General features: G+C 59.8%; 13 protein-coding genes and 1 tRNA gene. 11 read left to right on the top strand and 3 right to left on the bottom strand.

Going from position 1 to position 14,188, the window contains the following annotated elements:
* The first annotated feature begins 123 nt into the window (after positions 1–123).
* The 6 genes from FE702_RS13250 to FE702_RS13225 all read left to right on the top strand — a co-directional run bounded on the left by FE702_RS13250 (position 124) and on the right by FE702_RS13225 (position 6,002).
* Entirely contained in the window at positions 124–1,866 is a 1,743-nt protein-coding gene (locus FE702_RS13250) for a type I secretion system permease/ATPase (RefSeq protein WP_147126775.1), read from the top strand.
* Positions 1,863–3,161, top strand: coding sequence for an HlyD family type I secretion periplasmic adaptor subunit (locus tag FE702_RS13245; RefSeq protein ID WP_147126774.1), 1,299 nt, complete (start codon positions 1,863–1,865; stop codon positions 3,159–3,161). Before FE702_RS13250 ends, FE702_RS13245 begins: the two co-directional genes overlap by 4 nt.
* A gap of 86 nt (positions 3,162–3,247) precedes the next feature.
* Positions 3,248–3,712: a RidA family protein gene (locus FE702_RS13240; protein ID WP_147126773.1), complete on the top strand. Its 465-nt coding sequence runs from the start codon at positions 3,248–3,250 to the stop codon at positions 3,710–3,712.
* Positions 3,709–4,461 carry a glycerophosphodiester phosphodiesterase family protein gene (locus tag FE702_RS13235; protein ID WP_147126772.1) on the top strand — a complete coding sequence of 251 codons (753 nt, stop codon included), beginning with the start codon at positions 3,709–3,711 and terminating at the stop codon, positions 4,459–4,461. The genes FE702_RS13240 and FE702_RS13235 overlap by 4 nt, the downstream gene beginning before the upstream one ends.
* 30 nt (positions 4,462–4,491) lie before the next feature.
* Positions 4,492–5,712 carry a GNAT family N-acetyltransferase gene (locus FE702_RS13230; RefSeq protein WP_147126771.1) on the top strand — a complete coding sequence of 407 codons (1,221 nt, stop codon included), beginning with the start codon at positions 4,492–4,494 and terminating at the stop codon, positions 5,710–5,712.
* On the top strand, positions 5,709–6,002 hold the full coding sequence (locus FE702_RS13225) for a 4a-hydroxytetrahydrobiopterin dehydratase (RefSeq protein WP_147126770.1): 294 nt from the start codon (positions 5,709–5,711) through the stop codon (positions 6,000–6,002). Before FE702_RS13230 ends, FE702_RS13225 begins: the two co-directional genes overlap by 4 nt.
* Before the next feature lie 138 nt (positions 6,003–6,140).
* On the opposite strand, the gene FE702_RS13220 is transcribed toward FE702_RS13225, so the two are convergent.
* From FE702_RS13220 to dapF, 3 genes are read right to left on the bottom strand one after another with little or no spacing between them, the layout of a single operon-like run.
* Positions 6,141–6,761 carry a glutathione S-transferase gene (locus tag FE702_RS13220; RefSeq protein WP_147126769.1) on the bottom strand — a complete coding sequence of 207 codons (621 nt, stop codon included), beginning with the start codon at positions 6,759–6,761 and terminating at the stop codon, positions 6,141–6,143.
* Complete coding sequence (gene mtaB / locus FE702_RS13215; RefSeq protein ID WP_147126768.1) at positions 6,761–8,011, bottom strand: tRNA (N(6)-L-threonylcarbamoyladenosine(37)-C(2))-methylthiotransferase MtaB; 1,251 nt, start codon at positions 8,009–8,011, stop codon at positions 6,761–6,763. The genes FE702_RS13220 and mtaB overlap by 1 nt, the downstream gene beginning before the upstream one ends.
* Positions 8,008–8,835, bottom strand: a complete 828-nt coding sequence (dapF, locus tag FE702_RS13210) for a diaminopimelate epimerase (protein ID WP_147126767.1) — start codon at positions 8,833–8,835, stop codon at positions 8,008–8,010. Before dapF ends, mtaB begins: the two co-directional genes overlap by 4 nt.
* Before the next feature lie 157 nt (positions 8,836–8,992).
* Between dapF and FE702_RS13205 the strand changes: the two genes are divergently transcribed.
* From FE702_RS13205 to FE702_RS13185, 5 genes are all read left to right on the top strand, one after another.
* Positions 8,993–9,068: transfer RNA gene (locus FE702_RS13205), tRNA-Lys, on the top strand.
* Between the two features lie 440 nt (positions 9,069–9,508).
* Positions 9,509–10,492, top strand: a complete 984-nt coding sequence (locus tag FE702_RS13200; protein ID WP_255449683.1) for a Bug family tripartite tricarboxylate transporter substrate binding protein — start codon at positions 9,509–9,511, stop codon at positions 10,490–10,492.
* 87 nt (positions 10,493–10,579) lie between these two features.
* The gene (locus FE702_RS13195; protein WP_147126766.1) at positions 10,580–11,080 is read left to right on the top strand and encodes a tripartite tricarboxylate transporter TctB family protein; all 501 of its coding nucleotides are present in this window, start codon (positions 10,580–10,582) and stop codon (positions 11,078–11,080) included.
* Positions 11,081–11,092: 12 nt separating this feature from the next.
* The gene (locus FE702_RS13190; RefSeq protein ID WP_147126765.1) at positions 11,093–12,646 is read left to right on the top strand and encodes a tripartite tricarboxylate transporter permease; all 1,554 of its coding nucleotides are present in this window, start codon (positions 11,093–11,095) and stop codon (positions 12,644–12,646) included.
* Positions 12,647–12,658: 12 nt separating this feature from the next.
* Positions 12,659–14,179 carry an acyl--CoA ligase gene (locus FE702_RS13185; RefSeq protein ID WP_147126764.1) on the top strand — a complete coding sequence of 507 codons (1,521 nt, stop codon included), beginning with the start codon at positions 12,659–12,661 and terminating at the stop codon, positions 14,177–14,179.
* Positions 14,180–14,188 lie beyond the last annotated feature (9 nt).

Genomic DNA, 14,188 nt, shown 5'->3' with positions numbered 1-14,188 from the left:
TCAGATAATCAGTCATTAACAAAAATATAGATGTAAACACGTCGGTGTCATTAATGTGTGCCACCGGAATAACACTTATTAACGGGGGCTGCGACCCCCCGAAACAGGATAGGCCGCTTCATTATGCGCAATCAGGTCGGTGACACCTCTGCCGGGCAGGCAGAGCTTCGAAAGGCACGGGCGCAGTCGCGAAACCTGTACTGGTTCGTCGCGATGTTCAGCTTTTTTGCGAACCTGCTGATGCTGACCGGGCCGATTTACATGCTTCAGGTCTATGATCGTGTGCTTGGATCACGGTCCGAAGAAACGCTCATCGCGCTGTCGGTTCTGGTGGTCTTTCTCTACGGGATCATGGGCGTTCTGGATTACGCTCGGGGCCGGGTGATGGCGCGTGTCGCAGCGCGGTTTCAATCCTCGCTCGACCATCGTGTCTTTTCCGCTGTTCTGCGGCGCTCGGCAGTTGATCCGAACCCGGAGAAGGCGACAGGCCTGCGCGACCTAGAGGCTGTGCAGAAATTCATCGCCTCCCCAGCCCTGATGGCGATGTTCGACATTCCGTGGACGCCAGTCTTTCTGGTCGGCATTTACATCTTCCACCCGTGGCTTGGGCACTTGGCGCTTGCAGGCGGCGCGCTGTTGATCTGTGTCACGTTGGCCAACCAGTTCCTGACGCGCAATCCGCTTCGGCAAGCGACCGGTGCCACCCTGCGCGCCGAGGTGCTTGGCGAACAGATGCGCACAGAAGCAGAGATGGTGCAGGCCTTGGGCATGCGCGGCGCGACGTTCCAACGTTGGAAAATTGCCCGCGATCATAGTCTTGATCAGGGCATGACAGCCAATGATGTCGGCGGTACGTTCCAGTCGATGACCAAGTCCCTGCGCCTGTTCCTGCAATCGGCCATGCTTGGCCTTGGGGCCTACCTTGTGCTGCAAAATGAACTGACAGCCGGTGCGATGATTGCCGGGTCCATCCTGTTGGGCCGGGCACTTCAGCCTATCGAGCAGCTAATCGGTCAATGGCCCATCGTGCAGCGGTCGCGCGAAGGCTGGCAAAAGCTGGCGGTTCTGCTGAGCGAAGTCGGCACGGAACAGCAACGCACCCCTCTTCCGCATCCCGCGGCACGGCTGGACGTGCAGCAAGCAACTGTTGTCCCGCCCGGTGATCAGCAAGCCGCGCTGCGGATGGTGTCCTTCACTGTCATGCCAGGTCAGGCCTGCGGCGTCATCGGGCCGTCAGGAGCCGGCAAGTCGACACTGGCCCGCGCGGTAACTGGTGTCTGGCGCCCTGCCGGGGGCAAGATCAGGCTCGATGGCGCGTCCTTGGACAATTACGAGCCGGATGTCCTTGGGGGTTTGATCGGGTATCTGCCACAGCGTGTTCAGCTCTTTGACGGCACCATCGCCGAAAACATCGCGCGCATGTCGCTGCAACCGGATGCCGAAAAAGTTCACGAAGCGGCCAAGCGCGCGGCGGCCCATGACATGATCCTGCAATTGCCAGAGGGCTACGACACCCGCGTCTCGGCCATCGGGGGCCGACTGTCCGGTGGGCAAATCCAGCGGATCGGTCTGGCTCGGGCGATGTATGGCGATCCTGTTCTTCTGGTTCTGGATGAACCAAATTCCAACCTCGACAACGAGGGCAGCAACGCCCTGAACCAAGCCATTCGCGACTATAAAGCCAACGGAAAGGCAGTGATGATCATGGCACACCGCCCAGCGGCCATTCAGGAATGTGATGTGCTGTTGATGCTCGAAAACGGTCAGCGCAAAGCGTTTGGTCCTAAGGAAGAGGTCCTGCGCGAGGTCGTCCAGAACCACCAGCAAATCCGCAACTCGGGATCAGCCGGAGCAGGCGTATCATGAGCGATGTGAACTACTCAGCCAAGCGACCCATGATCATCGGCCTCTTGGCCCTTCTGGTGCTCGTGGGCGGTTTCGGCACGTGGGCCGTCCGCGCCGAAATCTCAGGGGCTGTCGTGGCCAGTGGGCGCATCGAAGTCGACCGCAACCGACAGGTAGTACAGCATCCCGACGGTGGTGTTGTCCGCGAGATCAGTGTGGACGAAGGCGACACGGTTGAAGCAGGAGAAGTCTTGCTCCGGCTCGACTCGACTCTCATTGCTTCTGAACTCGCGATCATCGAAGGCCAATGGTACGAATCCATGGCGCGTCGCGGTCGGCTTGAAGCGGAGCGTGATCAGGCCGAGGCCATCAGCTTTGATGACCGTCTTCTGGCGCAATTGGACCGTCCCGCCATTGAGGATATCGTCGAAGGTCAAAAACGGCTCTTTGCGGCCCGCAATGACTCGATTGCGCGTGAAAAGGAGCAGTTGGGCAAACGGGCCGGTCAGATCACAGATCAGATCAAGGGGATCGACGCGCAACTAGAGGCGCTGCAAAGCCAGCTTGTCCTGATCGAAGAGGAACTGGAAGGTCAGCAAAGCCTGCTGGAACGAGGATTGGCGCAGATCGGACGTGTCCTTGCGCTTCAACGGACCGAGGCCGAATTGCTGGGAACGGTCGGCGAACTGACGGCCACGCGCGCCCAAGCCGAAGGGCGGGCCACCGAAATCCAGATCGAAATTCTCAAACTGGATAGCCGCCGTCGCGAGGAAGCGATCAGCCAGTTGCGCGACATTCAATTCCGCGAGCTTGAGTTTGAAGAGCGCCGCCGCAGCCTGAGCGAGCAATTGGCGCGTCTTGATATCACGGCGCCGGTCTCTGGTGTGGTGTACGGGTTGTCGGTCTTTGCCGAAAGGTCAGTCATTCGCCCTGCCGATCCGCTGCTGTTTATCGTGCCACAGGATCGCCCGCTGATCATCACTGCCCGTGTCGAACCAACCGATATTGATCAGGTGGGCGTCGGGCAGGAGGTCAGTTTGCGCTTTGCTGCGCTTGACCAGCGGCAGACGCCAGAACTGTTTGGCCGCGTCGTGCAGGTGTCCGCAGACGCATTTGAGGACCAGGCCAGCCAGCTGAGCTTTTACCGCACCGAAATCCTCCTGAATGAAGGCGAAATTGACCGCCTGCCAGAAGGAAGCGCCTTGTTGCCGGGGATGCCAGTAGAAAGCTTTATTCGGACCGATGACCGGACGCCGCTGGGATATCTTGTGAAACCGCTGACCGACTATTTCACCCGCGCCTTCCGCGAAACCTGAGCAGGATCAACCTGACGCCGCTTTTCCGCTTTTGTTTGCGGATGGCCCGGGTAAGGTCTGCGCAAAACAAACTGACAGGAGATCCTATGTCCGGCCAATTTGAAACGCGCCTTGCTGAACTCGGCGTGACATTGCCCGACGCGGCCGCACCCGCCGCCAACTACGTGCCTTACATGGTCGTCGGCGACATTGTGTATGTCTCCGGTCAGCTGCCTTCGACCGATGGCGGGTTTATCACTGGCAAGCTGGGCGAAGACCTTGCGACAGAACAAGGAGCGAATGCCGCGCGCGCCTGCGCGATCAACCTTTTGGCGCAGGTCAGAAAAGCCTGTGAAGGCGATCTCGACCGCCTCGTCCGGGTCATCAAATTGACCGGCTTCGTGAATTCGACCGCCGATTATCCCGATCAGCCCAAGGTCATCAACGGCGCATCGGATTTCCTCGTCGAAGCCTTGGGCGACGCGGGCGCACACACGCGCAGTGCTGTCAGCGCCGCTTCCCTGCCCTTTGGTGTGGCCGTGGAAATCGAAGGCATCTTTCAGATCAAATGACCGGGCTTCCTTCCGGATTTCTGGATCGTCCTTTTGCGCACCGGGGCTTGCACGGACCCGGACGCCCGGAAAACAGCCGCGAAGCAATCATGGCCGCCATCGACGCAGGCTTTGGCATCGAAATCGATGTCCAGCGCAGCGCCGATGGCCACGCCATGGTGTTTCACGACTACGGTCTGACGCGACTGACGGGCGCGAAGGGCACGGTACAAACCACAACGGCGGACGAGCTTGATGCCATTGGCCTTCTGGGCGGCCCGACAGGCGCGCCGAAACTGCCAGAGGTGCTGTCACTGATCGACGGTCAGGTGCCACTGGTGATCGAGATCAAGGATCAGGACGGAGCTATGGGGCCAAATGTCGGCCCATTGGAATACATGGTGGCGCGCAATCTTGCGGACTACCGTGGGCCGGTAGCCGTCATGAGCTTCAATCCCCACTCAATGCAGGCCATGGCAGACCTCGCGCCAGACATCCCTCGTGGGTTGGTAACCTGCGGCTATGATGCCTCTGAATGGCCCCTGATCCCGGCGCAACGTCGGGAGGAACTCGCACAAATACCTGATTACGACCGCATCGGCGCGTGTTTCATTTCCCATGATGCCAAGGATCTCGGCGCGCAGGAGGTGGCGGCGCGCAAAGCGCTTGGCACGCCCGTGCTCTGCTGGACAATCCGGTCACCAAAGGCAGCCGATGACGCCTTGGAGGTGGCAGACCAGATTACCTTTGAAGGCTACCTGCCCGCTTGACCCATCCAAGCCGCACACCACATGCCAACCATGGCCAATCCGCAACCTGATCCGACGCCTGAACCGCAGAACGAGACCCCGGTCGAAGTGCGGGTCCTGACGTCTCTGTCTCAGATCACCGCAGAGGACTGGGACGCGTGCGCAGCGCCCGAGGCCGCAGATGGCCGCCCCATGGACCCGTTCACAACGCACCGGTTTCTGAAAGCTCTCGAAGACAGTAATTCCGTAGGGACCGGCACAGGCTGGCAACCTCAATATCTGCAAGCCGTGGTCAACGGGCAAACCATCGGCGTTGCACCGCTCTATGCGAAATCCCACAGTCAGGGCGAATACATCTTCGACCACAATTGGGCCCATGCCTACGAACGCGCGGGCGGGCGCTATTACCCGAAACTGCAAATGGCGGTGCCGCATACTCCGGCGACAGGCCGCCGCCTCTTGGTGCGTCCGGGGTTTGAGGACGTGGGTCAAGCCGCGCTGGTCCAAGGCGCGGTGCAGATCGCGGCCAACAATCAACTGTCATCGCTGCACATCACTTTTTGCACCGAGGACGAGGTTGCCTCTGGCAAGGCCATGGGCCTCTTGCCCCGCGCCTCTCAGCAGTTCCACTGGGTCAATGATAGCTACCCGGACTTTGACGGCTTTCTCGCCTCTCTGAACTCGCGCAAACGCAAGAACATCCGCAAGGAACGGGCGCAGGCGCAGGACTTTGGCGGCACGATCCACGCGCTGACCGGCGACGCCATCGAACCGCATCACTGGGATGCCTTTTGGCAGTTTTACCAGGACACGGGCGCGCGCAAATGGGGCACGCCGTATTTGACCCGCGCCTTTTTTGACCACGCACAAGAAACGCTACGCGATGATATGCTGCTGGTCCTGGCTGAACGCGACGGGGCCTATGTGGCCGGAGCTCTGAACTTTATCGGGCGAGAGACACTCTATGGGCGCTATTGGGGCTGTGTCGAGGACCACCCCTGCCTGCATTTCGAACTCTGCTATTATCGGGCCATCGACTACGCGATCCAAAACGGCATGACCCGCGTCGAGGCGGGCGCGCAGGGCACCCACAAATTGGCCCGCGGATACCTGCCCGTGACCTGCCATTCATTGCATTGGGTCGGCGACCCGGGTTTCCGCGACGCGATTGAGCAATACCTAGAAGGCGAGCGCGCCGCCGTGGACGAGGAAAACGAAATCCTCACCTCCTACGGTCCGTTCAAGAAAACCCATGTGGAGGAACAGCAATGAGCAAGCTAGAGGGCGACGCCCGCACCGAGGCGCTCGCGCCGCTATTGGCCAATGGCTGGTCCACGGATGAAGGGCGCGATGCGATCATCAAGACCTTTGAGTTCGGCAATTTTGTCGAAGCGTTTGGCTGGATGGCCCAGATGGCGATTGTGGCCGAAAAGATGAACCACCACCCGGAGTGGTTCAACGTCTACAAGCGTGTGAACGTCGTGCTGACCACGCATGATGCAGGCGGACTGACGGAACTGGATGTGAAATTGGCGACGGCCATGGATAAGGCGGCTGAGTAGTTGGCTAGCAAGTAAACTGGGTGGATCGCTATTGAAGAGGGCCGACCCCGACCGAGGGTGGGGGTGAAGCCCCCGCCCGTGGGGCGGTCGGGGGCTGCCCGGCGGTGCCGCCGGGCGAAACCATAGTCAACCGACGGACTAAAAGGGAAACACCGTTACCGCATCACCCGCCTGCCATTTTGGTAGTTTTGGCATAATCGCGGCAAAGCGGTCAGAACCAAGAAACCGCTCCAACCAGTCACTGACCAAACCACTCGCCTCAACATCAAAACGCGCTTTGTCGATCATGGCGAACTGCCGCACGAACGGCAGGATCGCCATGTCCGCCATCGTCGGTCGGTCGCCAAACAGCCACGGCTCAGGTCGCAGAGTATCGAGCCACGCCATCGCCGTGGCCCGCTCCACCTCCGGGTCCGCGTCTTCATACCGGGTGTGATACTTCGTCCGATCCAAAGCCTGCTTGAACGGCCCATCCGCCTGATCAATCAGCGCGTGACCTTCGGCGGGCATATCCAGCCAGCCCTCGGGATCATGCCGCGACAGCGCCCAGACCATCACATCGCGCGATTCCTCGATCACGGCACCCCCGTCAACCAACACAGGCACAGTCCCCTTGGGCGAGGCCGCGAGAAACTCTGGCGCTTTGTCCCGCAACACGATCTCGCGCAGTTCCACCTCAATGCCAGCGCTCTGCACCGCAAGCCGCGCGCGCATGGCGTAGGGGCAGCGACGGAAGGAGTAGAGGATCGGGCGGGTCATCAAGCCGCGAATAGTTGCTGGTCGTCAGCGCTTGCAATCATGGTCGGAATGATATGCCCAACCGGCTGGTCACTTTCAAAGCGCACCTCGGCGAACTGCGCCGTTCGGCCCATCCGCGTATTTTCCATCAGCACCTGATGGGTCTGCCCGACTTGCGCCGCCAGGTGCCGCTCCACCGCCACGTCACCGGCATCGCGCAGCCGCTTTGCCCGCTCTTTGATGGCCCCTCCATGCACCTGAGGCATCTTGGCCGCAGGTGTGCCGGGGCGGATCGAATAAGGGAAGACGTGCAGCCATGTCAGGCCACATTCCTCGACCAGCTTCAGCGAGTTTTCGAAATGGGCGTCCGTCTCGGTCGGGAAGCCTGCGATTATATCAGCGCCAAAGGTCATGTCAGGCCGTAAGGCCCTCGCCTCCTCCGTGAACCGGATGGCGTCGTCACGCAGGTGGCGGCGCTTCATGCGTTTCAGGATCAGGTCATCGCCATGCTGAAGCGACAGGTGCAAATGCGGCATCAGGCGCGGTTCGGTCGCGATGGCCTGCATCAGCGCCTCGTCCACTTCGATGGAATCGATCGACGAAATGCGAAGACGCGGCAGGTCCGGCACAAGCTTCAGGATACGCATGACCAGATCGCCCAGACGCGGCTCCCCGGGAAGGTCAGCCCCCCATGACGTCATGTCGACCCCGGTCAGCACGACCTCGTTAAAGCCTTTGTCCACCAGCCGCTTGATCTGATCCACGACGACGCCTGCAGGGACCGACCGCGAATTGCCCCGGCCATAGGGAATGATGCAAAACGTGCAGCGGTGATCGCAGCCGTTCTGGACCTGCACATAGGCGCGGCTGCGCGTGCCGAACCCGTCGATCAGATGGCCCGCCGTTTCGGTCACAGACATGATGTCGTTGACCTGCACAGGCTCTGTTCCGAAGTCACCCGCCAGAGCCGACCACGTGGAGGCCTCCATTTTTTCGGAGTTCCCGATGACGGTGTCGACCTCTTCCATAGCTGCAAAAGCCTCGGGGTCGGTCTGGGCCGCACAACCGGTCACAATGACCTTTGCGTTCGGGTTCTTGCGGCGCAGCTTGCGGATGTCCTGTTTCGCCTTGCGCACGGCCTCGGCCGTTACGGCGCAGGTGTTCACGATCACCGCGTTTTCGATGCCCGCGCCTTCGGCCAATTCGCGCATGGCCTCTGTTTCATAAGCGTTCAGGCGACATCCGTGGTTGGAAAAGATCGGTGCGCTCATAGCGCCTCCAGAAACTCAGCCGTCAGCACACCGTCAAAGACATGCGCCGTCTTGCCTGCCATCCAGACGCCATCCTCGCGCCAATCGATGAACAGAGTCCCACCGTCCAGATCAATCTGGACCGAGCGCCCCGTCAGCCCACGCCTTGCAGCGGCCACAGCCGTCGCGCAGGACGACGAGCCAGAGGCAAGGGTGATTCCTGTCCCACGTTCCCATACGCGCATGCGGATATGATCAAGCCCGATAATCTGCGCGACCTGCACGTTGGTGCGCTCGGGGTAGAGCGGATGGTGCTCGATCCCGGGACCGAAATCGGCAAGGTCCACCGCCTCCACGTCATCGACAAAAAACGTGCAATGCGGGTTGCCCATGCCGGTTGCGACTGGATTGCCCTGAATGGGCACGTTCAGCGTATCAACATCCTCAGCCAGCGGAATGCCCTGCCAGTCGAGAACAGGCGCGCCCATATTGACGGCTGGCAAACCATCTTTGCGGCGGACGGCCTGCAACGCGCCACGGCCTGTGACGGCGATCTCAAGCGAATCCACACCCTGGGTCGCCATCTCGCGGTCCGCGATACAACGCGTGGCATTCCCACAGGCAGCAGACGTAGACCCATCGGCATTATAGAATGTCAGCGTCAGCACATCAGCGGGTTCAATCACTGCCAACTGATCGAATCCCACACCCCGATGCCGGTCTGCCAAGGCGCGCGCCAGATCAGCCGTCATCGCCACATCGCTCTCGCGCGCGTCGATCACGACAAAATCGTTGCCAAGGCCGTGCATCTTGCGAAACGGCAGGGATTGGGTGGGTATTTCCATGGGCCGGACACATAGCCACAGCGCGACCGCTTTTCCAGCACCAGCGCGTCGTGCAGCATGGACCGCGACAAAATCGACCCTGACGTCATGCCATAGAAAAACCCCAATTTTCCGGGTTGACCCTTCAGGTTCACACTCCTAGGTAGGCGGCCTGAGTGGGCCGTTAGCTCAGTTGGTAGAGCAACTGACTTTTAATCAGTGGGTCGCAGGTTCGAATCCTGCACGGCTCACCACTCTACACCTCCGATAGCACCTATGTGGTCATCTTGCGTGACACGCGGTCTTGCGCGTCTGATTCACGCGACCGGGACCTCACGCCTCGGTTTCAAGTCGCCTTGTTGAGCGTTTGATTGCAAGATTCGGCTGAAATTCCATTGTGGACAATTGTATGCGAAATATTATTTCGCGGCGAAATTCCTGCGATTTTTTAGCGCCAGCATTGCATTCACTGACTGTGAATTGCCGCGATTATTCCCTACAAAACAACGTCCAAACTCTTTTTTCTGGAAAATTCGGCTCTTCTCACTAGGGCATTCAAATCCGACGCGCCCCTCCCAAAAGTACACAAAAGTATTCTTTGACAAGTGATGGCGAAATAAAATTACCCATTGGGCACAGCACGTCTTTCGGCCTCACATCAGCCACCTGACGTGCGGAATTTGGGAGGACGAACGTGTCGAAATTCAACTTTACCCGCCGCGCAGCGATGGCTCTGACGGCCACTGCGATGGTTCTGGGAAGCAGCGTCGCAGCACTTGCCGAAGACTGGAAACCTCAGAAACCCGTCGAAATGGTCATCATGGCCGGTCAAGGTGGCGGTGCAGACCGCATTGCGCGCCTGTTCCAGTCGATCATTCAGAAAGAGAATCTGTCCAACATGCCGATCCTGCCTGTGAACAAAGGCGGCGGATCGGGCGCAGAAGCTCTGCGTTATCTGAAAGACAAGGAAGGCGACGCGCATGTCATCATGGCGACGCTGAACAGCTACTACACAACGCCGCTGCGCACCGACATCGGTGTCGACATCGCAGAATTCCAGCCGTTGGCTCGCATGGCGATGGACACTTTCGTCCTCTGGGTGAATGCGGACAGCGATATCCAAACGCTGGATGACTACGTGGCTGCCGTGCAGGCTGCCGGTGGTGAATGGAAGATGGGCGGAACAGGCACCGGTCAGGAAGACAGCCTTGTCACAGCGATGCTGGAAAAAGAATTCGGCATCAAACACACCTACGTCCCGTTCAAAGGTGGCGGCACCGTGGCCAAGAACCTTGTTGGCGGTCACATTGATGCAACCGTGAACAACCCAGCAGAGCAAATGGGCTTCTGGCAGGCTGGCAAAGTGCGCCCGATCGTAGCCTTCACGCCTGAGCGTCTGGCTGTGTTCCCAGACGTGCCAACCGCATCTGAAATGGGTCATGACATCGTTTACTGGATGCAGCGTTCTTTCGTTGCGCCAAAGGGCATGCCAGCAGAGGCGGTCGCCTACTACACCGAGATGTTCGAACAACTCGCAGCGACCGAAGAATGGCAGACCTATGCTTCGGAAAAGGCGCTGGTTGCCGACATGATCACCGGCGACGAACTGCAGGCCTATTTCCTGGAAGAACGGTCGAAGCACGACACGATCCTGAACAGCATGGCGGAATCCAGCTAAGGCGCGCCATGTCTAACAAGACCAACGGGCCGCCCCACAGGGCGGCCCGAATTTCTTCTGAAAGACAAAAGATGGAGGGGGTTTGAGATGCTTGTTGCGGATCGGATCATTGCCTTGGGGATCATGGCCCTGTCGGCCTATTTCATGTGGCACGCGGCAGAATTGCCCATCGGATGGAACGCCATGACCGGCGGTCCCGGTGGCGGCGCATTCCCATTCTGGCTCTCAGCCATCATGATGCTCGCTGCGCTCAGCATCCTTATCCGCACCTTCCGCTACGAACCGCCGGAAAAGGGATCAGACGAGCCATTCTTTGACTCGGTCATGCTGCCCTCTGTTGTCAAAGTCACCGCTGCCTTGATCATCACCGTCGCGCTCATCCCTTATGCTGGGGCCTATATCGCGCTGCCGCTCTTTGTTTTCTGGTACGTGAAAATCTACGGCAAGCACGGCTGGGCGATCACCCTTTCGCTGACCATCGGCATCCCGGTTTTCCTGTTCTTCTTTTTTGAGGCAACGCTGAAAATCCTGCTGCCCAAAGGGTTCACCGAACCCTACTTCTTCCCGCTTTATGCGATGTTTTTCTAAGGAGATCGGCTGATGGATACCCTCGCCCTTCTTGCCGACGGTTTTGCGACGTCGCTTCTGCCGCTGAACCTGATGATCGTCATCCTTGGCGTCACCGCCGGGCTCTTTATCGGAGCCATGCCTGGCCTTGGATCAGTCAACGGCGTTGCCATTGTGCTGCCGCTGACGTTTATCGTTCCGCCGTCTTCGGCCATCATCCTGCTCGCTGCGATTTACTATGGCGCGATGTATGGCGGGGCTGTCAGTTCGGTTCTGCTTGGCATTCCCGGTGCGTCCACAGCCGTGGCCACCACGTTTGACGGTCGCCCGATGGCGCAACAGGGCAAGGCCGGCCTCGCCCTGATTGCCGCGGCTACGGCATCCTTTGTCGGCGGTACCATCTCGGTTGTTCTCTTTACGATGTTTGCTGCCCCACTGGCCGATGTCGCGCTGGCCTTTGGCCCGGCGGAAGAGTTCGCTTTGGTTCTTCTGGCTTTCACCACGTTCGTGGGTCTTGGCGGCGATGATGTGCCGAAAACCATCGTGATGATCTGCCTCGGCCTGGTCCTTTCGACGGTTGGCCTCGACCTCATCTCGGGCCAACCCCGTCTGATCTTTGGCGATCTGCCGGGCTTCTATTCGGGCATCTCGTTCCTTGTGCTGGCCATCGGTGCCTATGGCGTGGGCGAAATCCTGTACACGATTGAGAAATCCCGCACGTCGCCCACCGTCACGCCAGCCAAGATCACCTTCAAGGAGCTGGGTGCCGGGCTTCGCGCCATGAACCGGATGTGGAAAACCATGTCGCTTGGCTCGTTCCTTGGCTTCTTTGTCGGGATGTTGCCCGCAGCAGGGGCCACACCCGCCGCGTTGATGGCCTATGGCGTTGCGCGCCAGACATCGAAACAGCCCGAGACATTCGGCACCGGAAACATCGAGGGCGTCGCGGCACCAGAGACCGCGAACAACGCGGCCTCGACGGGGTCCCTCCTGCCGATGCTTACGCTGGGCATTCCCGGTTCGCCGACGACCGCTCTGCTGCTTGGTGGCATGGTCATGTGGGGCCTTGTTCCCGGACCGATGCTGTTCATCGAACAGCCGGACTTTGTATGGGGTCTGATTTCATCGCTCTACACGGCGAACTTCGCTGCCGTTGTCATCAACATTGCGCTGATTCCGCTCTTTGTCTGGGCGCTTAGGATGCCCTTCGCGGTGCTCTGCGCCATCGTCATGGTGCTGTGCATCGTGGGCGGCTTTGCACCCAGCCAGAAACTGCATGATGTGTGGTTGATCATCGCCTTCGGCGTTGGCGGCTACCTGCTGCGCAAGGCGGACTACCCGCTCGCACCGCTGGTTCTGGCGCTGGTGCTGGGCCCGCTGATGGAGAAGAGTTTCCGCCAGACCCTGATCGCGGAACAGGGGAATGTGCTTGCGTTCTTCGAACGTCCGCTGTCGGCCACATTCCTGTGCCTTGCCATTGTGTTCTTTATCTGGCCTCTTGTCGGCCTACTCTTTACCCGCGACCACAAAGACCACCCGCATGTGCCAAGCAAGCGACCAAAGTTTGCACGCACCAAAAAGACCTGAGGGACAAAGACTATGAAGACGACCTTGACTGCACTCGTGGCGCAACATCCCGGTGATGCGCTGGCCCTTGGTGCTCCGGATCGCGGGTGGATGACCTATGATGGCCTACGTGATCTGGCTACGCGGACAGAAACGGCCCTGCGTGGCTTTGGCATCGGCGCAAAAGACCGTGTCGCCATCGTTCTGCCGAACGGCCCCGACATGGCGTCGAGCTTTTTCACCATTGCACAGGCGGCCACGACCGCACCGCTGAACCCGAACTACCGCGAGGATGAGTTCGCCTTTTACCTCGACGACCTGAGCGCGAAGGCGCTGGTTGTGGCGGATGGTTATGACGGTCCTGCGCTGGCAGCAGGTCAAAAGCTTGGCCTTACAATCCTGCGCCTTCACGCGAATGAAGCCGCAGGCGACTTCACCCTCTCTGCCGATGGCGACACCGCTGCCGCAGAGGCAGGAACTCCGGATGAGGGTGACGTCGCGCTGATCCTGCACACTTCTGGCACCACATCGCGGCCCAAGATCGTTCCCCTGCTGCAATCAAACGTGGCAGCCAGCGCGCAGAACATCGCAGAGTCGCTGGCTCTGACAGCCGATGACCGCTGCCTGAACGTCATGCCGCTATTCCACATTCACGGGCTTGTCGCTGCTGTTTCGGCCACTTTCGCCGCTGGCGGGTCGATCTTCTGCACGGCTGGTTTCAACGCGATGAACTTCTTCGCGATGATGTCCGAGGCACGGCCGACATGGTATACCGCCGTTCCGACCATGCACCAAGCCATCCTGTCCCGCGCGGGTCGCAATGCCGAGGTGATCAAGGACGTGCCGCTGCGCTTCCTCCGCTCCTCCTCCGCGTCCTTGCCCGCGCAGGTAATGGAGGCGCTGAACGAGACATTCAACGCGCCGGTGGTCGAGGCCTACGGCATGACGGAAGCCGCGCACCAGATGTGCTGCAACCGTCTGGACCTGCAAAAACCCGGTTCTGTCGGTGTTGCCGCCGGACCAGAGGTCGCCATCGGGCATGAGACAGAAAACAAGCTGATCGACGGCACGGGCGAGGTCTGCATCTCCGGTCCGAACGTGACGCCCGGCTACGAAAGCAACCCGGAGGCCAACGCCAAGAACTTCTTTGAGGCGGACGGCAAACGCTGGTTCCGCACTGGCGATCAGGGTGCATTCGACGAAGACGGCTTCCTGCACCTGACAGGCCGCCTGAAAGAGATCATCAACCGCGGCGGTGAAAAGGTGTCTCCGCTTGAGGTGGACGGTGTCCTGATGGATCACCCTGCCATTGCGCAGGTCGTGACCTTTGCCCTGCCACACCCGAAACTGGGCGAGGAAGTCGCCGCCGCCGTTGTCCTGCGCGACGGACAAGAGGCAGACGAACGCGCGATCCGCGACTTTGCGGCTGAACGCATGGCCGACTTCAAGGTCCCACGCAAAGTGGTGATCATGGACGAAATCCCCAAAGGCGCGACAGGCAAGATGCAACGCATCGGCATGGCTGAAAAACTCGGCCTTGTTGAGACCGCGTAAGGAAACGAC

The sequence above is a fragment of the Shimia ponticola genome (assembly GCF_007995215.1).
GTDB lineage: Bacteria > Pseudomonadota > Alphaproteobacteria > Rhodobacterales > Rhodobacteraceae > Shimia_B > Shimia_B ponticola.
This window is presented reverse-complemented; position numbering and strand designations above follow the sequence as displayed.